This window comes from Coleofasciculus sp. D1-CHI-01 (assembly GCF_040218875.1).
GTDB lineage: Bacteria > Cyanobacteriota > Cyanobacteriia > Cyanobacteriales > Coleofasciculaceae > Coleofasciculus.
On the sequence record NZ_JAVJQP010000008.1, the window covers coordinates 40,451 to 60,327 of the forward strand.

The window sequence follows — 19,877 nt, forward strand, 5'->3', positions numbered from 1 at the left end:
ACCTCTACACACGAGTTTTGTATACTCGCCATCATAATTAACCTTCACTGGCGAATAGGAAAAATCCGTATGAAATTACTAAGCAAATCTATGAATTTTTAGTGAAGTTATTTTATTTTTTTGAATAAATTTAGTTTTGTTACAGCGCTTGGCGCTGTAATAAAGTACAGTAGATCAAAGTCCCCCTATTTGATCCCCCTACCGTCCCCCTACCCCCCTCGTTCCCACCTACCCCCCTCGGTCCCCCCTAACAGAGGGGGGAAGACAGAGGATGGGGGAGCTTTTTTTTCACGGGGGATGACAGAGGATGCGGGAGCTTTTTTTGCACGGGGGATGACAGAGGATGCGGGAGCTTTTTTTGCACGGGGGATGACAGAGGATGCGGGAGCTTTTTTTGCTTATGGGATTTAGGGGGATCGACAATGTACCGCATAGCAGAGCAAACTGCTGTAACTTATGTCAAAATTTATGGTCTGAATCTTGACAAATCAGGGGCAACACCAAAATAAAAAGCTCTATTTTTCTCTAAAAAGAAATTAATCAACAGGATTTGTCCTGTTGATCCAGCCTTGTTGTATCGGATTTCAAAGAAGCCGGGGGAATCACCACTTCAAAAATGCGGCATCAGCTCCCTGTTCGCGGCGAATCTTGCTGTCTTGTTCAAACCAATCAATCACCTGCTGAGGCGTTAACTCTTCAACAGCCACTCCTGTGTCTTGGGCAATATGGGTTAAAAGGCGCAGGGATGAAATAGTTAATCGGGTTAAAAACTTCTCATGAGATGCGAGTAACGCTTTATCTACCGCAGCAGATTCCTCTGGACTTAAAAATTGTGTTGTCGGTTGTTGGGACATAGGGGAGATGAGGAAGATGGGGGAGATGAGGGAGATGGGGGAGATGGGGGAGATGAGGGAGATGAGGGAGATGGGGACGAATGACAAATGACAAATGACGAATGACAAATGACAAATGACGAAGGACAATTTGTTACATTCTGTAAACAAAGGCGATAAAATAGTTTTTAGCGTCAAATTACCATTACTGATGAGTCAATCCTCAACACCCCCGGATACAGCGAAGCCGCCGTTTGCTGAACAGCCAACACCAGCTAACGCCGCTTTGAATGAACCGAAACCTAGTTACGTGAAATTAGCCATGCGTAACATGGTGCGTAAAGGAGGCAAATCCCTACAACACTTTTTTCTAACCACTGTGGGTCTATTAGCTGTGCTGATTGGTTTAGCTTACCTGACTCGTTAACGTTCCCATATCTCATCTCACAACTCATCTCACAACTCATCTCACAACAGAGGCGGCACAAGTGAATATCGAACTAATAGTGCAGGATTGTTTCTTTGAAGCCTCCCAGTCAGCGACTCCGGAAGCAAATTCCCTGACGAACCCAATTTCCACCTCCACTTGGGAACATTGGTTCAGCCAATGGCTAGAAACACTGCACCCCGATAGTCCGCCAGCGCCGACGCATGAACTGACACTACGCCTGACTGATGACGCAGGAATCCAGGCACTTAATTCTCAGTTCCGCCACAAAAATCAACCCACTGATGTACTCGCCTTTGCCGCATTAGAGGTAGACTCGCCTCAGATACCTCCAGATATGCAAGCGGCTGAATCAGTCTACCTGGGCGATTTAGTTATTTCAGTGGAAACCGCTTATCGCCAAGCCCAACATCAGGGTCATCCCTTGAGTATAGAGCTGGCTTGGTTAGCAACCCATGGGTTGCTACATCTTTTAGGGTGGGATCATCCGGACGAGGAAAGCTTGCAACGAATGCTAAACCAGCAGCAGGCTTTACTCCAGATTGTCAACTTGACGTTACCCGTATAATGACACTGGATTCGGTGTCAGTTCATCACTAGCAATGGAATTCAATCCCCATGGTTTATAACAATACTCACTCTCCCAATTCTCAATACCTACTTCCAAGTTCCCGGTCAATAGTGCATAACTTGTCACTGCCAAATCCGCCAGAGTCTGACCCGAATCAGAGCTTTAAACGAGACTTGGCTTGGTGCATTGCCCCAACCCTGTTGGTCAGTTTTAAATATGCTTGGGCGGGAGTACGCTATGCCTTTGTCACCCAGCGGAACTTCCGTATTCATACCCTGATTGGCACAGTAGCAATTACCTTGGCGATTTGGTTAGAGTTAACGCCTGTGGAAATTGCCGTAATTGGCTTAACCAGTGGGTTAGTGATGACTCTGGAATTGCTGAATACAGCAGTTGAGGCGGTGGTTGACTTAACCGTTAAACAGTCCTATCATAAGCTGGCAAAAGTTGCCAAAGACTGTGCGGCAGGTGCTGTTCTCATCTCCGCGATCGCAGCCCTACTTGTTGCGGGTTCCCTACTTTTACCGCCCTTGGTGACTCGTATCCTGTTACTGATACGCTAAGCTATTTTTTTAACTTAAATTAAAGTGTAATGTTTTGTCGTGGTTAGGGTAAGCTACCCAGGAGTGTAAATTTTGATTGTAGTCATTGATAACTACGACAGTTTTACCTATAACTTGGTGCAGTATCTAGGGGAACTTGGGTTCACATTACCGATTGCCACGGATATTCAGGTATACCGCAATGACCAAATTGACCTAGATCAACTGCGCCAATTAAATCCTGATGGGATCGTGATTTCCCCAGGACCCGGACGCCCAGATGATGCCGGGATCTCGTGTGAGTTAATTCACCAGCTTGGGGCAACTGTACCCATCTTAGGTGTTTGTTTGGGTCATCAAAGTATTGGTCAAGTCTTTGGCGGCAACATTATCTCCGCTTCTGTGTTGATGCATGGCAAAACCTCGGAAATTTATCACAACGGTGTTGGTGTTTTCCAGAATTTACCCAATCCCTTTATCGCCACTCGATATCACAGTCTGGTGATTGAGCGAGAAACCTGTCCAGACGTACTGGAAATTACGGCTTGGGTAGAAGATGGCACCATTATGGGGGTGAGACACCGGAACTATCCCCACCTCCAAGGCGTCCAATTTCATCCAGAGAGTGTTTTGACCGATTGCGGTAAACAGTTATTGCAAAATTTCCTCGTTTCTCTTCCAGCATCGACTCAAAACCCGATGGTTCTAGCTTAAGTTTGAGGAGTATTGATTAACTAACGATGAAACGGCGACAGTTGATGCGCTACGTGGGTGCAGGGGTGCTTGGCACTTTAGGAACGACACTGGCTTCACAATTTCAGTCGGCTGAGGCGCAGTCGGCGAGTGGAACACTGACAGTTAAGTGGTTAGGACATACCTGCTTTTTGTTTACAGGTGGAGGGATGCGGATTTTGGTGAATCCGTTTCGGACAGTCGGGTGTACAGCAGGCTATCGTCCACCGAAAGTGGAGTCGGATTTGGTTTTAATTAGCTCTCAGTTGTTGGATGAAGGTGCGGCTGAGGGATTGCCAGGAAATCCGCGTATCCTCTTTCAACCGGGCGTTTATCAAATTGGGGGGATTCGATTCCAAGGGATTAGTATTCCTCATGATCGCCACGGGGGACGCCGATTGGGGAATAATGTGGCATGGCAATGGGAGCAAAGTGGGATTAAACTGCTCCATTTAGGTGGGGCGGCTGCACCGATTGAAATTGAGCAGAAAATCCTCATGGGGCGTCCAGATGTGGCATTTGTGCCTGTGGGCGGCAGTATTAAAGCCTATAATCCGAGGGAGGCGAAAGACGCGATCGCGGTGTTGAATCCGAAGATGGTAGTCCCGACTCATTTCCGTACCCAAGCAGCGGATGAAACCTGTCAGGGGGACTATGGGATTGAACCGGTGGATGAGTTTTTAACGGTGATGGAGGGAATGCCTGTAAGTCGGGTGAACAGTGATATGCTGACGTTGAAACCCTCAGATTTGCCCCAGGATGGTTCGATGATTAAACTGTTGAGTTATCGATTTTAGAGTTTGTAGTAAGCGCTTAAGCGCTTCTGGCACTTTAGTGCCTACTACGAACTGTTCCCCTCGCAGAAGTAACGACTCCCACCCTTGTCTCAAACTCCCGATACGCTGACAGCACCATAACTCCCAAAAAATATTCCCACCAAGGTAATAGGTTATGCTGTCCTTCATGCCAATCTTGGGAAGACTGGTAAAGCGTATCATAGTAACTTTCCTTCGTTCTCTCGACAATCCGCTCTAAGCTAATAAATCGCCCCACCTCATAACCCGCTTTATAAAGCAGCAATAGGGTAATTAATCGTGCCATTCGCCCATTCCCATCTAAAAACGGGTGAATGCACAAAAAATCTAGGATATAGGTAGGGGCTGCTGAATAAGTCTTGTGGTGAGGGGGAGCTGGGGAAGCTGGGGAAGCTGGGGGAGCTGGGGGAGCAAGGGTACATTTTACCTGAGCAAGGTGATGCCCTACTTATGAAGGATGCTACCCCATTTCCTTGCACTTTATCCACTGTAAATATGGCTCAAAGCATTGATAGCTAAGGGTTTCGGCTTTGTGCAGCAAGCCCTAGGTAGGAATGAGTAATAACGGTTCGATCGCACCCGAGTGCCAACAGCGATTAAACTGCTCATGCAAACGTTCCATGGCTTCAGGTGTGGCATAAGCTGGAATGGGTCGAAACCGCACCACTTTAGTTCCATCCGGATAGGTAGCACTAATTTCGTTATCTACCGTTTTCCAGCGCCCACCTGTATTGACCGCAAACTGGTAAAGGTCACGATGAAGTTGTAAAACAATATTAGGCGTAAAAGGGATATGGGCATAGCTCGTGTGAATCGTCGTTAGGACATCCCGATACCCAGCAATTTCCTGTTCCGAGCGATTCGCTTACGCGATAGCTTCGCTTCATGCGTGGCGTTGTTTTTTCCGTCACCAGTTTCTTAATCCGCTCCAACGGTACCGTAATCCCTTCAATCCGGTTAGAAGACTCCGTACTCTGAATAACCGCCGCTTGGCGCAGCGTTTCCAGAACTTGGGGCGCTTGTTCTTTGAATAACTCTTGCTTTCCCTTATACTCTCCAATCAGGCGAATCGTTTGCAGCAGTCCTTGGTTAATTGGTTGCTGCTCAATCAACCCCTGTTCAAATGATTTCATTGCCAGTCTTTATTGCCTTATTAAGTTTGAGAAACCGCCAAGCTTTCCCAAAGAGTATCATTGCAGTGCTGATACCTGTTCCCTGTTCCCTCAGAACCCTTTTGACTTGTGTTTCCTGCCTTCTGCTATCACTGCTATTGACCTACATTGACCTACCTGTTTCATTAGAACACAATTAATGAGCCTTTACATCAATAAATATTTACAAAAAACAACATAATAAAGATTCAATACAACTTGTTTTTTAGATGCTCATTTCCGGCGAATTCGGTGTATAAGAGTCGTGACAGGAGTGTGACATTAAAATCATGAAAATTACCGCAATAGCCACAGGATTTTCCTTTTTATCTTTATTGTACCCGCTAAGTGCTGAGGCAATCCAATTCAATCAGATTTATGTGTTTAGTGATAGCTCCGCTGATCCCGGCAATGTCTTCAATGTGACGTCAGCCGCCAACTCGTCAGGTTTACCCGTACCGATTACCCCTAGTCCACCTTATTTTAAAGGACGTTTTTCTAATGGCTACAACTGGATAGACATTCTCACATCGGAATTGGCAGTTGATTTGATTCCATCGACTGAATTAACGGTGGGAGAACCAATCATTCCATCAACCCCACCAGGGGTAAGTTTTAACTTCGGTGGTGCTACAGCAACCAATAGCGTTAACTTTGCCTTTGGTGGTGCTAAGACAGGATTGGGTAATGTCAATCCTCAGTTAGGCGTAGGAGTTCTCACCGAGATTAATGGTTTTATTAATGACCTAAATGTCGCTCAAACATCGGCTAATCCTGACGCCCTTTATATTGTCTGGGCTGGTAATAATGATTACAGCAAGAGTGGGCTGCGTGATAGTACTGAACCCATCAACAATTTATTTACTGGGGTGACGGCTTTAGCGGAAGCTGGCGCTCGTAATTTCTTTATTCCTAATTTGCCCGATTTGGGTAAAACGCCCCGAGCGATTATACAGGGAGAAGCAGCGGAACTCACCCAAGTGAGTGCGGAACATAACGCGGGTTTAACGACAATGTTCGATGATTTGCGTCTCACCTATGATGATATAAACATCATACCGTTTGATCTGGCGTCTCTGTTTCAAGAGATCATCACCCAGCCTGATGAATTTGGTTTTACCAATGTGACTGAGCCTTGCTTCACTGAATTGGGTGTATGTTCTAACCCCGACGAGTACTTATTCTGGGATGAGATCCATCCAACAGCTAAAGGTCATGCTTTATGGGGAGACTATGCATACGAGGCACTCCAAGATGCTGGTGTAGAACCTCTATCCGTTCCAGAACCGGCGTTTTCCATCCCACTACTATTCATGGGGGTGGGTTTTTTGCTGCAATCAACTGTTCGTCATCGCAATTCTCTATGAAGGAGAGCGCTGACTTAAGCCTAGAACTAAAGTTCTGGCTCAAAGCTTAAACCCGTTAAAACGGGTTCAAAGAGTTAGCCAGTAAGTTCCATTCTTACTTGAACCTAAAGATAAGACATTTATTTACTGGTCTGCGAATTGGCAATATTTCGCTTAAGTCAGCGCTATTCCAGTTAGGATAATTAGCTTAACTACTGATGGAAGCATAATCTGAAATCAGACCCTACAGGTCGGCACATTTTCCCATTATGAAGTAAGTCTAAGGGAAAACTACCGTATCTGTCAATACCCCAAATCCGATTATTTTCCTCCAACCTGCTTTTGATAAAATCTCCGGCATTGCCATCTAAATTCTACGTTAGTCGCATCGGTTCATAAAAAGCGCGATCGCATCCGTCTCTTTGGTGACTTGAGTCTTATTTTCACCAATACAGGACTTTTGTTCAAAGTTAGGGCTATTTGATTGATACTGCTCAGATAATACTCTGAAACTATACCCTATAGGTCGGCACATTTTCCCATTATAAAGTAAGTCTAAGGGAAAACTACGGCATCTGTCAATACCCCAAATCCAATTATTTTCCCAAACCTGCTTTTGAGCAAATTTTGACCTAAGCCTAAGTCAGTTAGTGGAAATCACATCAACTCCATTAACTTATATAAACAGTCCTTAAACCCTGACCAAGGACAAATCAAGAAGGACAAAGGACAAAAAGCCCATAAATTTAATCGGCAAAAATAAAAATTCACCCATCCTTCACTTAAATTTTATTCAAACAATTTCCTCTTTTCGTCTGCATCTGTGTCGGCTACAGTATAAGAGAACGTCCCATTCAGGTGACATTAATCTTCTGCCAAAATTTTGTCAGACTGTGCCACCTGATGATCCGGAATGTTCTGATAAATATCCGAAGGATAAAATAGTGACGGGAGACAGCTATGAAACTGAAGACCAAATTTATCTCAGGCTTTCTCGGGGTGGCATCGCTGGTCGCTGTTTTGGGAATTATTACAATTCAAACAAAGAAAAATGTTGATGAGCAATTTAATCAGATTACCGAGGGTACTACCCGCCAACTGGTGGCATTAAATCAGATTAAGGCAGCCTCCTTACGGTTAACCAATAAAGCCTATAGTTATGCTGTGATCGAAGGAAAATCGACCACCACCTCGCCAACAGCTCAAGACGAAGAACCGGAAAAACAAGCCAAAGTTGACTTCCAACAATCCGTTGCTGCTCTGGATCAGTATTTAGCCGAATTTCAGTCCTTTGCCAATAACCCTCAAGCTCAAAGCTTTTATCGGGAATTAAAAATCAGTAAACTGCTATTGGCAGAAATCAGCCAGGAAATTTTAGCCTTAGATGACACAAACTTCCGACGCACTGATATCTTGGCAAAACGGCAAGCGTTAGAGAATGCAGAAGACCAATTTTTAGCCGTTGTTGATCAAGCCATTACTTTTCATACGAATACTCTAGAAGAAGAAAATCAAACCGCAAATCGCAGTTCAACCTACTCACTGATTATTAACCTCACAGCAATTACTGGAGTTGTCGCCGTATCAATTATTTTCGGTATTGTTTTAGCCGATCGCGTCACCAAGCCGATTGTTAAACTCAAAGAAGCCGCCTCAAAAATTGGCGAAGGGGACTTCGATACTTATGTTGAGGTGCAAACCAAGGACGAACTAAGTGTCTTAGCGGATACCTTTAATCAGATGAGTAAACAGCTCCAAGAAACGACGGTATCTAAATCCTATCTCGATAATATTATCAGTTCCTTGAGTGATGGACTCATTGTGCTGAATAAAAATATTAGAGTTGAGAGTTTTAATGAAGCTACATTATTTCTATCCGGATATTCTCCCAAAGAACTGCGGGATCAACCCTTAGAGCGTTTCTTTAAAGAAGATAACTTCCTAGCTCATTTACAGGCAAATGATTCGCAACAAAGTGGCTTTCTGGGTCGGTACGAAACCACCTTCTTTACGAAAAAAGGGACTTCTGTTCCCGTGTCTGTAACCGCCTCAGTGATGAAAAATTCATCCGACAGGATTCAAGGAATTGTTTGTTTAGTCCAAGACATTTCAGCTCGCAAACGGGCAGATGAGGCATTGCGCCGCCAAGCGTTAATGTTTGAAACGATTTATGATGGTGTTATTGTCACCGATTTGAAGGGTCATATCCTGGACTGGAACCCAGCAGCAGAACGTATTTTTGGCTATGAAAAAACCGAAGTATTAGGTCAAACCTGTGGCATGGTTTATCAACCCGATGAAGCCACCGCCCTAACGCAACAAATGCTGGATAGTTTACTACATGAAGGACGCTGGACGCGGGAGATTGAATTTATCCGAAAAGATGGCAATAAAGGGGTGTGCGAAACCGTGGTTGTGCCGTTGCGGGATGACCTGGGTAGACCCATCGCCGCGATTGGGGTGAACCGGGATGTGACTGAACGAAAAGAGTATGAAAATAAACTGGTAGAAGCGCGGGAAGCCGCCGTCGAAGCCGCCCGGGCAAAAGCTCAATTCTTGGCAAATATGAGCCATGAAATCCGCACACCGATGAATGGCGTGTTGGGAATGAGTGAATTGCTGTTAACGACAGATCTTAATCCCCGCCAACTGGATTTTGTCAAAACCTTGCAAGTCAGTGGTGAACATTTACTGGGTGTAATTAATGATATTCTCGACTTCTCCAAACTCGAAGCCGGAGAAATGCGCCTCGATGTTGATGAGTTGAACATTAATCGGTCGTTGGAAGATGTCTTAGATTTGTGTTCTCCCCAAGCCGAAGCCAAGGATTTAGAATTAGCGCTGTTAGTGGATACGGATGTACCGCGACGACTGATGGGAGATGTGGGGCGATTGCGTCAAATTTGCACGAATTTAGTCAGTAATTCGATTAAGTTTACCGAATCTGGCGAAGTGGTGATTCGGGTGTCGGTTCATCAGGAATTGCCGGATCAAGACAAGCTTCAACTGCGATTTGCTGTGCGGGATACAGGGATTGGGATTAACCCAGAGGATAAAAGTAAACTCTTCCAAGCCTTCTCTCAAGTTGATTCCTCGACTACCCGCAAATATGGGGGGACAGGTTTAGGTTTAGCCATCTGTAAGCAACTGGTAGAAATGATGGGGGGTGAGATTGGCGTCGAGAGTCAACTGGGTGTGGGTTCGACGTTCTGGTTTACAATTACCTTTGGGAAAGTACCGGTGGGTACTGAGGAGAATCAGAGCGATCGCATCTTTAGTAATTTACCCATCTCCCCCGAATCCCTGCAAGGGAAACGGGTATTAATCGTCGATGACCGCCCAATTAATCGCCAAATTGTCAAGTATCAGTTAGAGGCGAGGGGCATGGAAGTCGATGAAGCTGATAATGGTATTATTGCGCTCAATGCCATGCAAGCCTCTGCCGAAGCGGGTAAACCCTATGATGTGGCGCTACTGGATATGAAAATGCCCAAAATCGATGGGTCAACCCTAGGACGGTTGATTCTGGCTGAACCGGATTGGGCAAAAACCAAGTTAGTCCTAATGACTTCGATGCACGCCGGAGATTCCGCCCAACCCTTGCTGAAAAGCGGGTTTGCCGATTATTTAGTTAAACCGGTTAAAGAATCTCAATTGCTGGAATCGTTACAGAAAATTCTGGCGGCTGAGATTCCCGCTACCCTCTTCAGTACCCAATCAGCTATCCTTGATCCGTCTCAGCCTGCACCCCAACCCACTTGTCTGAAAATTCTCTTAGTCGAAGATACACCAATTAACCTGAAACTGGTACGCCATCAGGTGCAATTATTGGGACATGAATCAGAGTCGGCAGAAAATGGTCAAGAAGCCCTTGACAAAATCGCCCAAAATGACTACGACATCGTGTTAATGGATTGTCAGATGCCCGTAATGGATGGCTACCAGGCAGTCCGAACCTTACGCCAGCGAGAAGGAACAGACCGCCATACCGTAATTATTGGCATGACCGCTTACGCCATGCAAGGCGATCGCGAAAAATGTCTAGCTGCAGGAATGGATGACTATCTGAGTAAGCCTGTGATGGTGAAAAACTTGGCACCCGTATTAGAACGATGGTCCTCCGTGGTCAAAGGCGTCTCCCCCAAACCTGAACGTCCCTCTCCGGCTCAATCCACGAGTAGTCTACTCTCTAATGTCGTAGACTGGAAGCGTCTCAAGGAAATCTCCGAAGGTGATCCAGGATTTCAACTCGAGTTAGTCCAAGGCTTTATTAAAGAAGGCGCGAGTTTTATTAACCAAGCAAAACAGGCATTAGCGAATAAAGACTGGGTTATGGTTACCAATAAAGCCCACCAACTCAAAGGTGCCAGTTCCTCCGTCGCCGTGCAAACCATGCCCGATGTGGCGGAACAACTGCGACATGAGGCGAGAACAAAAAATGGCGAGAGTAGCGCTAAACTAATTGGGGAGTTAGAGAAACTCCTTGAGCAACTAAAAGGACATATCGACCTAAATACCACCTCGCTGAAAGAGGAACTACCCAACAAAGGATGGGATTTTCAACAAGAGGTTGCTGAGTTAGCAGCAAAGACATCGAAATTGAAAGCGGAAACAGAACCACAGCAGTCGCTAACTCTTTTGTTAGTGGAAGATACGCCAATTAACCTGAAATTAGTCCAGCATCAAGTCCGCCTCCTAGGTCATCAGTGGGATTCTGCGGAAAATGGTGAAAAAGCCCTGGAAAAATTGGCAGAGAATGATTATGACATTGTGTTAATGGATTGTCAGATGCCAGTGATGGATGGCTATGAAGCCACGCAAGCCTTACGGCAACGGGAAGGTAAAGACCACCATACGATTGTGATTGGCATGACCGCTTATGCGATGCCAGGCGATCGAGATAAATGTATTGCAGCGGGAATGGATGACTATCTGAGTAAACCGGTGATGGTGAAAGAACTGAAAGTCATGTTACAGCGATGGTCATTGGTGGTCAAGGAAAATAAGGCAAAATCCAGCAAACAGATGGACAGCCAAGATAGGACCCAAGGGACTGTCGATCCGGTGGATTGGAGTGCATTGTCAGAAATTTCTGGTGGTGATCCAGAGTTTCAGTTGGAATTGGTGAAAGGATTTATTAATGATGGGTCAATGTTTCTCTCCCAAGTCCACCAAGCCTTGGCGGATCAAGATTGGGTAACGTTAGCGAATAAAGCTCATCAACTCAAGGGTTCTAGTGCGTCTGTGGCGGTGGAATCGATGTCAGATTTAGCGCGTCAACTGAATGATTGCGCTGATGAGAAAAATTTAGAGGAGGCGAAGGAATTGATGAGTCAAATGGAGGAAATTATGGCGCAGGTTAAGGCGTCGGTGGAGAAGAAAGCAGCAGGGGGATAGGAAAAGTTTGAGTTTATATGCACTGATGTGTATTAGTCAGAACTTCCATTCGTAAGTGAGGTACACAGATCCCCGACTTCTTAGAGAAGTCGGGGATCTAGCTTGGATAGTGACATTTAAAACCCTTATACATCAAGGTTTAGCTGTTCCCTACCCTGACCACAACAGTTATTCAGCAAACCCTATACTAGAGATTGCACGTACTAACACGAGCAAACAAATCATCACGAAGATCTCCCCACGCCAACCATCCCATGACTCCACCCGCAGGAAGATGTCCTATTGGTGCATTCTGATTAAATATCAGCTCATTGTAACTTTGCCACCGATTCGACACCCGCCAGCCAATCTGATCAGCAAATGCCATCAAATTTTTTCCTGATTGCTCATAAATCCGCTTCTGAACACTAAAACCTAATTTCCCACTGCTAGACTTAATCCAAAGTTGATCAATCGCCCTAAGTTCCTGACAAGGAAATTGCTGAATATCTTGATTCGTTAAATAGCCGCGTTTATCCGCACCCGTAATTTCTAAGATAATCGTAAACGTTTCCTCGTCTGCTTCTCGCCACTGCCCTGCTGCTAACAGTTCGTCAAGTTTACTATAGTTTGCCCCTTCAGAAGAGCTTAAACTATCTTCAAACATACGCTTTCTTGTAAATCAATATACAGTAGAGATTTGGTATCCTGATCACCCAGTTTTTTCTACTGTATAACTTAATCAATCATTCCCTACCCGAATCAGAACGATTAAGCTAACAATACATAATGACGAATATCTGGCGGTGCAGCGAACAACTCTTCGCCTTCTAAAAACGCTTGCTGAATGTGAGCCGAGTCCAAATGTACTCGCCACGCTTGCTCACTTTCCCATTCTGCGACAAAGGCAAACTCTGTGGGAATCGCTGGACTTTGTAATAACTCGTAAGTGATACAACCGGGTTCCTTGCGCGTCGCTTCAACGATTTCTAACAACAGTGCTTTGAGTTTCTCTTCCTTCCCCGGATGCGCGACGACACGAGCTAATACTCGGATTGCTGAGTTTACCATGATAATCAATCCTCTGCGTACATCTCCTCACCAATAAAAGGCTACCGCAGTTCGGAACGCGATCGCAAAAACCAAGCCCATACAAAAATACGGCGGAAAAACTCCCTGGATCAGAGGTTTTCCCGCCGTTATTATGTTATGGAAAAGACTAGAACATTTGTTCTATAACCTTTGAAAAAAACGGGTCAACCCCAAATCAATTGGTTAACCCGTAAGCTTGGGAACGCCTTGATGGACTATTTTTGTACCACCAGTTTAACGTTGGCATTTTGTAAGCCACGTTGCTTGACCTCTGCTAAGGTCTTGTTAACGGCATACTTCTGGTTGATCGAGTTGATCAGTTCGGTTTGGTTGTGCTTTTTAGCAACACCCCACAGGTCAGCGATCAGGTCAAAGGAACCATCGCCATTGCGAGACCAACCGAGGTCATACTCGCCTTCGAGAACAGCAACGATGTCCGAACGAACACGTTGACCGTTGTAGCCGCGCACATCAGCTTCCGTTTTAACGGAAATACCTAGATCGCTCAAAGAAGCCTTTAAGATTTCGGCGTCGGTGATCTTGGTACGCAGAGTGCTAAAGTGAGACATTTTAGATTTCCTCCAGTAGAGATAGAAAACAAACGACAACGTAGCTTTTTTCTTGGGTCTGCCGCGGTTAAATTGCGGCGTCTTTTGAAACTGCTAGCAAGTATTTGCTAGCCTTTCCTCCTGTTGGGAGCAGGAGAAAGCCTTTTAGAACTCCATTCGCTGATATTCAGCAACGGAGGCTGCAGCAGGTCGCGCTCTCTGTCTTGCCCAGTCCCTCAGGGCTGTGACCTGCTCAGTCATTGTCCGAGAAAGCGGTAGCGTGGCTTTGATCGCCGCTATAATATCCAGTTGGGTGAATTCCCGGTCTTGTGCAAATGCCTCGTACATTGCAGCGATGAGGGCTTGCTCAATTTCTGCACCGGAAAAACCGTCACAAATTGTCGCCAACTGTTCGATATCAAAGCGCTCTATATCTCGACGCCGCTTACTCAGATGAATCTTAAATATTTGCTGACGCTCTTCTTTATTCGGTAAGTCAACAAAGAATATTTCGTCAAATCGACCTTTGCGGAGAAACTCTCCCGGTAGCCGTTCCACTCGGTTAGCTGTCGCCATGACAAATACAGGCGATGTTTTCTCTTGCATCCAGGTTAGGAAGGAACCAAAGATGCGGCTAGAGGTGCCACCATCGGAGTCAGCCGAACCACTGCTCCCCGCAAAAGACTTGTCCAGCTCATCAATGAAAAGGATGGCGGGTGAAATCGATTCTGCTGTTTTTAGGGCATTTCTCAAGTTGGCTTCTGAGCGACCAACCATGGAACCATCATACACCCGACCCATATCTAACCGCAATAGCGGTAGTCCCCAAAGGCGAGACGTTGTCTTGGCAATGAGGGATTTTCCGCATCCGGGAACTCCCAGAATCAGCATCCCTTTGGGTTGGGGTAAACCATACTCTCTTGCCCGTTCAGTGAAAGCGCCCGATCGCTGTTTCAGCCATCGCTTCAGCTCTTCTAAACCACCAATGGCATCAATGGTTTCATCCTCTTCAATATACTCTAAAATACCATTGCGACGAATGAGCTGTTTTTTCTCAGAAAGCACAATATCGACTTCCGCTTCCGTGAGACGCCCAGCTTTGACTTGGGCTTTGCGATACACTTTCTCCGCTTCGTCTCGCGTCAAACCCAATGCGGCTTTCAGGAGTTTCTCCCGCGTTTCCGTGGTGGTGCGACGCCCTTTGGTTTTTTCCAATTGCTGAGACAGCACTTGGTTAAGTTCGGTCAAATCCGGTAAGGGGTAGTCGATAACCACCACTTCCTTCTCTAACTCGATCGGCACCTGCTGCATGGGAGACATGAGTACAATCGTCTTCTGAGCCGCCTTGAAGCTCGCGATCGCATCCCGCAGCCATCGGGTTGTTGCTGGAGAATCAATAAATGGATGTAGATCCTTAAATATATAGATACCAGGTTCTTTTTGTTGAATAACCCATTGAACAGCTGCTTCTGGAGAGACTGTATTGTGTTGGGTGATGTGGCGTGATTGACCATACTCCACAATCCCATGGGTGACAGTCCACACGAATACGCGCCGTTGCTGATTCTTATTTTGAGCAATCATGGCTATTGCCCGTTCTGTCCGCTCTTCCTCTGACGTCACCAGGTAGATTAGAGGGTATTGAGCTTGAATGAGAATACTTATCTCTTCTTGCATGACTATCGACCTACTTAGAGACGGCACAACCACTGCCCAAACATCATTAATAGAACTCTCGCAGTTAGCTGTTTTTGTAACACTATCAACAAGGAACAAGTTCCTCTTCGCCCTGAGAATCGGTATGAGAATCGGTACGGGATTTAACTTCTTCTCGCACTTTCTCGACAGGCAGTTCATCATCCAGAAGGCTGGGCTGATTTTTTAGGGCAACCATATCTCCATCTTGAATAACAACTGAGTTAGAACATTCGGGGCAATTGTATACCCGATGAGTATTCCCGTAGGATGCTTCTACCTCGTCAACCACTTCCGGGTGGTGTAGATAGAATACGATTGCTCTCTCGACCATCGCCGACATTGAGTCTGAGTCAACGGCTGCTCGGATTTTGAGCTGGCGATGAAGTCCTGGTGGGAGATACAACGTAACTTTTTGCTTGTCTTGCATATTATTTTCAATCGTTTTACCCGGGTATGTATGCCAGATTAGCGCCATTCTCCTTGGCTGTCAATACAGTAAGCCAGCATGACGGCAACTTTGTAATATTTCTTTACATTATCCCGTTCTGATGCCCGATCAGGCGTGGAGAAGATGGGGAAGATTGTGTAGGGGCGGGTTTCACTACTATCTTTTCGGTTACACCTAGATGTAAATAAACCCGCCCCGACTTTACAAATGACCAATGACAAATGACTCTTGATAAATGACCTGGAAATTCATTGCTAGAATCGCGCCACTGGCTGTCTTACTCGTAAGCTGTCAGGGTACTAACGTGGATTTGCCAGAAAGCTGGAACACCTACCGCAACCCCCGCTTTAACTTTGAGTTCCTCTATCCCAACAATTGGATACCCTTTCCCATACCTGACAATCTTGATGGTCGAGCCTTTCGTGATCCGAAGAATCCCGACTGTGAGATTAGGGGATGGGCAGAATTTGCCGAACCAGGAACCCCATCACCTGAGAGTACATCCAAACCACTCAATCCATCTCAACCTCAAAATTTCTTCACTGAACAAGGTGAAACGGGTCAACTTCAGGTGAACCTTGACTCTGATATCAGTTTGATGACCCTAACCCTGACCCAGGAAAATGTAAGCTACAACTGGCAGGGACGTTGTGAGAGCGAACAATTTGCTGATTACTATCGCTTTTTCTATTACATTGCTCGTCAGTATCGTCTTCCAGTAGCTGAGGAGAACTGATAGCTGCAAATCCGCATCCATACAAAATGGGTAGTTGCGCTGTCTTCTCTATCAGTCTCGGCATCACCGACAATAAACTCTTTCTTAATTCAAGAAAATATGCTCCGATTTGCCGCCTTGCAAAAAGGTTGATGTAGCAACGGTTAAGGGATTGCGGGATGTTTAGCGCGATCGCATCCGGCTATCCATCTAAAAGAACACATCCTTTCTTTGTAAAATACGGAAGTGCGATCGCATTACTGCCTTACTTGGGTATGAACCATGTCCTCAGAACTTCCCTCCCCGACTAATTCCCCAACAAGTTCCACACCCCTGCGAGTTGTGATTGTGGAAGATGATCCCATGATGCAACTTGGCTTAGAACAATCCTTATCCACTAACCCCCAGCTTGAACTGGTGGGACAAGCTGAAGATGGCTATATGGGCGTGGAGATGACCAAACAACTCCGACCTGATATCGTGGTCATGGATATTGGTTTGCCGCGTTTAGATGGGATTGCTGCTACTCAGCAAATTAAAGCGGAACTCCCTGAGGTGAGAGTGGTCATCCTCACCTCTCATACCACCGATCGCGAAATTATTGCCTCACTCTCTAGCGGTGCTGATGCTTATTGTGTTAAAGGATCAAGTGTAGAACGATTACTCCAGGCGATCGCAGCGGCGGCTGAAGGTGCAACGTACCTCGATCCTCAAATTGGTCGTCAAGTTCTCAAGCATCTGTCTCCCCCTTCTCCCACAGGCAATGTTTCCAATTTGTCACAACGAGAGCTAGAAGTCTTAAAACTGATCGTAGAAGGCAATAGTAATCCAGAGATTGCCGCTAAACTCTACCTCAGCGCCAATACCGTTAAAACCCATGTACGCGGGATCATGAACAAACTTTCGGTAGATGACCGGGTACAAGCGGCGGTGGTGGCGTTGCGATCGGGCATAGTTTAATGTCTTATATCGTTCGTTTACCCCTGTGTACCTGAAGTCCCCATCTTCCCACGTCGCTAACAATGTGGGACGAAGTATTCTGCTAAATTTTACTAAAATTTACACTTTTTTATACTTTTATAGTATAGTAGCTACAGATAGCTGCTCGATAAGGAAACCTGCCGGTGGCAGATATCATCCATAACCAGAGTGTAAGTGATGAATCCTTGTCCACTGGATGTCAGACTATTGTTGAATTCTGAGGTATCCCAGTTTTGTTGTTAGCTTTGGCTCAAGTAAACTCTTGCCAACCTGCTAAGGCGTTAGTCCTATGGGCAGAGTACTGAGTACGGCAAATACTAATCGAGGTTGAACACAATTCCCCTAGGATTTGATGGCATAGCCAATTTAATCCGTATATTGGCGGTTTTGTCATCAAAACTAGACTGTTGAGAGTATTTTCGATCTAATAATGACTTCCAATCTGTTTCAACGAGTTGCCATCGCTCTAAAGCGGTTGACTTTAGGGGATTGCAATCAACAACAGCCTGGGTTAAACCAATATCGGCAATGCTACAGCGCTCAGATATTACAACCCTGACCTTATCTATTGCAACCTTCAAAAACATCATTGTTGGTAATATAAGTAACACGGGTAATATGATGTCCGGACCCATCACCCTTAATAAAAAAGCCCGAAACCCTTGCGGTTAAAGCATTGTTATTAGGGGCAATTCACCGGACTTGATATAATGCGTTCAATCTTGACTTCCCATCAGGAGAATATTGACTGACTGGGTTTTCCAGCCAACGATTGAGTCATTTTTGAGTAGATACTCAACTCATTAGAGTAAGTAGGAAGTCAAAAGGGAAAATCATAACTGTGGACACTCGACAACCCTAAATTTATCGAAGCTATCAAATTATATTCCCATCCAAGTTGCATTGGGATCGGGAATAGTACCAATTTTAATGGTAAACACCTGGAGGTAGTTGCATGAAATCATCACTCGTTATCCTTTATCACCGCGAACCTTATGATGAGGTCGTGGAAAATGGCAAAGTGCATTATCGGGCAAAGAAAAGCCCCAATGGGATTGTGCCAACCCTAAAAAGCTTCTTTGCCGGCGTCAATCAAGGCACCTGGATTGCTTGGAAACAGGTAAATGCTAAGCAGAAAGCTAACTTTGAACAGCGGATTGTTGTTGAAGGTGAAGCAAACTACAACGTTCGCCGGATTCCCCTCTCTGCCGATCAAGTCAAGCATTTCTATCACATCACCTCGAAAGAAGCATTTTGGCCCATTCTGCATTCATTCCCCTATCACTTCACTTACGAAACCTCAGATTGGGAAAACTTTCACACAATTAACCGCCTGTTTGCCGAAGCCGCCTGTGACGAAGCGGCAGATGATGCTCTAATTTGGGTGCATGACTACAATCTATGGTTAGTGCCCTACTATATCCGGCAGCTAAAGCCGAATGCTCGGATTGCGTTCTTCCACCACACTCCCTTCCCCTCGGTGGATATTTTCAATATCTTACCTTGGCGGGAAGAAATTACTGATAGTTTACTCTGCTGCGATATCGTCGGCTTCCATATTCCGCGCTATTCAGAGAATTTCGTCAATGTGGCTCGCAGCCTACGCCCAGTGGAAATTGTCAAGAAAGAACCCGTACCTGAGCATATTACCCCTACGGGAATCGCATTGGCTGAGCCAGAAATGACCACCCAGCTACGATACAAGGATCAGTTAGTCAACATCGATCCCTTCCCGGTTGGAGCCAATCCCGAACAAATTCTCTCTATCCTGCATAAGCCAGAAACGCAAAAACGGTTTGAGGAAATTAAGGAAAGTTTGGGCGATCGCAAGTTAATTATCTCAGCCGGACGAGTGGACTATGTAAAAGGCACTCGTGAGAAGCTAGAAGCTTATGGACGCCTGTTAGCGCGTCGTCCCGACTTGCATGGCAAAATTAATATGCTGGTCACCTGTGTGGCGTCGGCGTCTGGAATGCGGGTTTACAAAACTGCCCAAACTCAGATTGAGCAGTTAGCTGGAAAAATTAACGGGCGGTATGGGAACTTAGACTGGCTACCGATTATGCTCTATACCCAACCCGTTCCTTTACCGGACTTGCTCTGTTACTACAAAGCCGCAGATATCTGCTGGACAACGCCCCTGAGAGATGGTTTAAACCTGGTAGCGAAGGAATATATCATCACTCACGAGAAACAAGAAGGTGTATTAGTCCTTTCCGAGTTTGTCGGTGCAGCCGTCGAACTCCCGGATGCAATTTTGACCAACCCTTACTCCATCGATCGCATGGATGAATCGATTGATCAAGCGCTGGCTATGTCTCCTGAGGAGCAAAAGGAACGGATGGCGAAAATGTATGACATCGTAACCAAATACGATATTCAGTGCTGGGCAGATCACTTGTTTGAAATGTTTGAGAAAACCAAACATCAGACAGCGAAGCAACAGGAAGCCGTAGCTGTTTAAGCTGATGTTCCAGACGTGCCGTTGCACGTCTGGGTGCAGGGGAGCGGGAGAAAGTGTTGAGTTTTTGACTTAACGTTCTTGTCCTCCTTGTCTCCCTTCTCTTGTCTCCTTGTCGCC

General features: G+C 45.7%; 19 protein-coding genes and 1 pseudogene. 10 read left to right on the plus strand and 10 right to left on the minus strand.

What is annotated here, in order from left to right:
- Positions 1 to 602: 602 nt before the first annotated feature.
- A complete protein-coding gene (locus RIB93_RS01330; RefSeq protein ID WP_446369549.1) occupies positions 603 to 854 on the minus strand; it encodes a hypothetical protein in 252 nt (83 codons plus the stop codon).
- 190 nt (positions 855 to 1,044) lie between these two features.
- On the opposite strand from RIB93_RS01330, the gene RIB93_RS01335 reads away from it, so the two are divergent.
- The 5 genes from RIB93_RS01335 (at position 1,045) to RIB93_RS01355 (ending at position 3,923) form a co-directional block, all read left to right on the plus strand.
- The gene (locus RIB93_RS01335; RefSeq protein WP_446369622.1) at positions 1,045 to 1,260 is read left to right on the plus strand and encodes a DUF3285 domain-containing protein; all 216 of its coding nucleotides are present in this window, start codon (positions 1,045 to 1,047) and stop codon (positions 1,258 to 1,260) included.
- A 61-nt stretch (positions 1,261 to 1,321) separates the two neighbouring features.
- The gene (gene ybeY, locus RIB93_RS01340; RefSeq protein ID WP_446369551.1) at positions 1,322 to 1,849 is read left to right on the plus strand and encodes an rRNA maturation RNase YbeY; all 528 of its coding nucleotides are present in this window, start codon (positions 1,322 to 1,324) and stop codon (positions 1,847 to 1,849) included.
- 50 nt (positions 1,850 to 1,899) lie between these two features.
- On the plus strand, positions 1,900 to 2,415 hold the full coding sequence (locus RIB93_RS01345; protein ID WP_446369553.1) for a diacylglycerol kinase family protein: 516 nt from the start codon (positions 1,900 to 1,902) through the stop codon (positions 2,413 to 2,415).
- A 72-nt stretch (positions 2,416 to 2,487) separates the two neighbouring features.
- Positions 2,488 to 3,108 (plus strand): anthranilate synthase component II, encoded by a 621-nt coding sequence (locus RIB93_RS01350; RefSeq protein WP_446369555.1) that lies wholly within the window; start codon positions 2,488 to 2,490, stop codon positions 3,106 to 3,108.
- Positions 3,109 to 3,134: 26 nt separating this feature from the next.
- Positions 3,135 to 3,923: an MBL fold metallo-hydrolase gene (locus tag RIB93_RS01355; protein WP_446369557.1), complete on the plus strand. Its 789-nt coding sequence runs from the start codon at positions 3,135 to 3,137 to the stop codon at positions 3,921 to 3,923.
- Between the two features lie 40 nt (positions 3,924 to 3,963).
- On the opposite strand, the pseudogene RIB93_RS01360 reads toward RIB93_RS01355, so the two are convergent.
- The 3 genes and pseudogenes from RIB93_RS01360 to RIB93_RS01370 all read right to left on the minus strand — a co-directional run.
- Positions 3,964 to 4,284 (minus strand): annotated as a pseudogene (locus tag RIB93_RS01360) (Fic family protein); the annotation flags it as partial.
- 201 nt (positions 4,285 to 4,485) lie between these two features.
- Positions 4,486 to 4,608: a hypothetical protein gene (locus RIB93_RS01365; protein ID WP_446369559.1), complete on the minus strand. Its 123-nt coding sequence runs from the start codon at positions 4,606 to 4,608 to the stop codon at positions 4,486 to 4,488.
- A gap of 109 nt (positions 4,609 to 4,717) precedes the next feature.
- Positions 4,718 to 5,074 (minus strand): hypothetical protein, encoded by a 357-nt coding sequence (locus tag RIB93_RS01370; RefSeq protein ID WP_446369561.1) that lies wholly within the window; start codon positions 5,072 to 5,074, stop codon positions 4,718 to 4,720.
- A gap of 308 nt (positions 5,075 to 5,382) precedes the next feature.
- Between RIB93_RS01370 and RIB93_RS01375 the strand changes: the two genes are divergently transcribed.
- On the plus strand, positions 5,383 to 6,459 hold the full coding sequence (locus RIB93_RS01375; RefSeq protein ID WP_446369563.1) for an SGNH/GDSL hydrolase family protein: 1,077 nt from the start codon (positions 5,383 to 5,385) through the stop codon (positions 6,457 to 6,459).
- A gap of 978 nt (positions 6,460 to 7,437) precedes the next feature.
- Positions 7,438 to 11,835, plus strand: a complete 4,398-nt coding sequence (locus tag RIB93_RS01380) for a response regulator (protein WP_446369565.1) — start codon at positions 7,438 to 7,440, stop codon at positions 11,833 to 11,835.
- A gap of 187 nt (positions 11,836 to 12,022) precedes the next feature.
- Here RIB93_RS01380 and RIB93_RS01385 read toward each other — a convergent pair whose 3' ends face one another.
- The 5 genes from RIB93_RS01385 to RIB93_RS01405 all read right to left on the minus strand — a co-directional run bounded on the left by RIB93_RS01385 (position 12,023) and on the right by RIB93_RS01405 (position 15,579).
- Complete coding sequence (locus tag RIB93_RS01385; protein WP_446369567.1) at positions 12,023 to 12,481, minus strand: GUN4 domain-containing protein; 459 nt, start codon at positions 12,479 to 12,481, stop codon at positions 12,023 to 12,025.
- Positions 12,482 to 12,585: 104 nt separating this feature from the next.
- Positions 12,586 to 12,885 (minus strand): putative quinol monooxygenase, encoded by a 300-nt coding sequence (locus tag RIB93_RS01390; protein ID WP_446369569.1) that lies wholly within the window; start codon positions 12,883 to 12,885, stop codon positions 12,586 to 12,588.
- Between the two features lie 236 nt (positions 12,886 to 13,121).
- Positions 13,122 to 13,475 (minus strand): DUF1257 domain-containing protein, encoded by a 354-nt coding sequence (locus tag RIB93_RS01395; protein WP_006100016.1) that lies wholly within the window; start codon positions 13,473 to 13,475, stop codon positions 13,122 to 13,124.
- A 144-nt stretch (positions 13,476 to 13,619) separates the two neighbouring features.
- The gene (gene ycf46 / locus RIB93_RS01400; protein WP_006100306.1) at positions 13,620 to 15,131 is read right to left on the minus strand and encodes a stress-responsive protein Ycf46; all 1,512 of its coding nucleotides are present in this window, start codon (positions 15,129 to 15,131) and stop codon (positions 13,620 to 13,622) included.
- Between the two features lie 85 nt (positions 15,132 to 15,216).
- Positions 15,217 to 15,579 carry a hypothetical protein gene (locus RIB93_RS01405; RefSeq protein ID WP_446369571.1) on the minus strand — a complete coding sequence of 121 codons (363 nt, stop codon included), beginning with the start codon at positions 15,577 to 15,579 and terminating at the stop codon, positions 15,217 to 15,219.
- A 256-nt stretch (positions 15,580 to 15,835) separates the two neighbouring features.
- Here RIB93_RS01405 and RIB93_RS01410 point away from each other — a divergent pair, with 256 nt between their 5' ends.
- Together RIB93_RS01410 and RIB93_RS01415 are read left to right on the plus strand one after the other, a co-directional pair.
- Entirely contained in the window at positions 15,836 to 16,336 is a 501-nt protein-coding gene (locus tag RIB93_RS01410; protein ID WP_446369573.1) for a hypothetical protein, read from the plus strand.
- 261 nt (positions 16,337 to 16,597) lie between these two features.
- Positions 16,598 to 17,275: a response regulator gene (locus RIB93_RS01415; protein ID WP_446369575.1), complete on the plus strand. Its 678-nt coding sequence runs from the start codon at positions 16,598 to 16,600 to the stop codon at positions 17,273 to 17,275.
- Between the two features lie 338 nt (positions 17,276 to 17,613).
- On the opposite strand, the gene RIB93_RS01420 is transcribed toward RIB93_RS01415, so the two are convergent.
- Positions 17,614 to 17,931, minus strand: coding sequence for a hypothetical protein (locus RIB93_RS01420; protein ID WP_446369577.1), 318 nt, complete (start codon positions 17,929 to 17,931; stop codon positions 17,614 to 17,616).
- 320 nt (positions 17,932 to 18,251) lie between these two features.
- Between RIB93_RS01420 and ggpS the strand changes: the two genes are divergently transcribed.
- Entirely contained in the window at positions 18,252 to 19,760 is a 1,509-nt protein-coding gene (gene ggpS, locus RIB93_RS01425) for a glucosylglycerol-phosphate synthase (protein WP_446369579.1), read from the plus strand.
- The last annotated feature ends 117 nt before the right edge of the window (positions 19,761 to 19,877 follow it).

Bases quoted from the DNA above. Each gene is read 5' to 3' on its own strand.
- RIB93_RS01330 (WP_446369549.1), bottom strand. From the start codon at position 854: ATGTCCCAACAACCGACAACACAATTTTTAAGTCCAGAGGAATCTGCT.
- RIB93_RS01335 (WP_446369622.1), top strand. From the start codon at position 1,045: ATGAGTCAATCCTCAACACCCCCGGATACAGCGAAGCCGCCGTTTGCT.
- RIB93_RS01345 (WP_446369553.1), top strand. From the start codon at position 1,900: ATGGTTTATAACAATACTCACTCTCCCAATTCTCAATACCTACTTCCA.
- RIB93_RS01355 (WP_446369557.1), top strand. From the start codon at position 3,135: ATGAAACGGCGACAGTTGATGCGCTACGTGGGTGCAGGGGTGCTTGGC.
- RIB93_RS01370 (WP_446369561.1), bottom strand. From the start codon at position 5,074: ATGAAATCATTTGAACAGGGGTTGATTGAGCAGCAACCAATTAACCAA.
- RIB93_RS01375 (WP_446369563.1), top strand. From the start codon at position 5,383: ATGAAAATTACCGCAATAGCCACAGGATTTTCCTTTTTATCTTTATTG.
- RIB93_RS01385 (WP_446369567.1), bottom strand. From the start codon at position 12,481: ATGTTTGAAGATAGTTTAAGCTCTTCTGAAGGGGCAAACTATAGTAAA.
- RIB93_RS01390 (WP_446369569.1), bottom strand. From the start codon at position 12,885: ATGGTAAACTCAGCAATCCGAGTATTAGCTCGTGTCGTCGCGCATCCG.
- RIB93_RS01395 (WP_006100016.1), bottom strand. From the start codon at position 13,475: ATGTCTCACTTTAGCACTCTGCGTACCAAGATCACCGACGCCGAAATC.
- ycf46 (WP_006100306.1), bottom strand. From the start codon at position 15,131: ATGCAAGAAGAGATAAGTATTCTCATTCAAGCTCAATACCCTCTAATC.
- RIB93_RS01405 (WP_446369571.1), bottom strand. From the start codon at position 15,579: ATGCAAGACAAGCAAAAAGTTACGTTGTATCTCCCACCAGGACTTCAT.
- RIB93_RS01410 (WP_446369573.1), top strand. From the start codon at position 15,836: ATGACCTGGAAATTCATTGCTAGAATCGCGCCACTGGCTGTCTTACTC.
- RIB93_RS01415 (WP_446369575.1), top strand. From the start codon at position 16,598: ATGTCCTCAGAACTTCCCTCCCCGACTAATTCCCCAACAAGTTCCACA.
- RIB93_RS01420 (WP_446369577.1), bottom strand. From the start codon at position 17,931: ATGGGTCCGGACATCATATTACCCGTGTTACTTATATTACCAACAATG.
- ggpS (WP_446369579.1), top strand. From the start codon at position 18,252: ATGAAATCATCACTCGTTATCCTTTATCACCGCGAACCTTATGATGAG.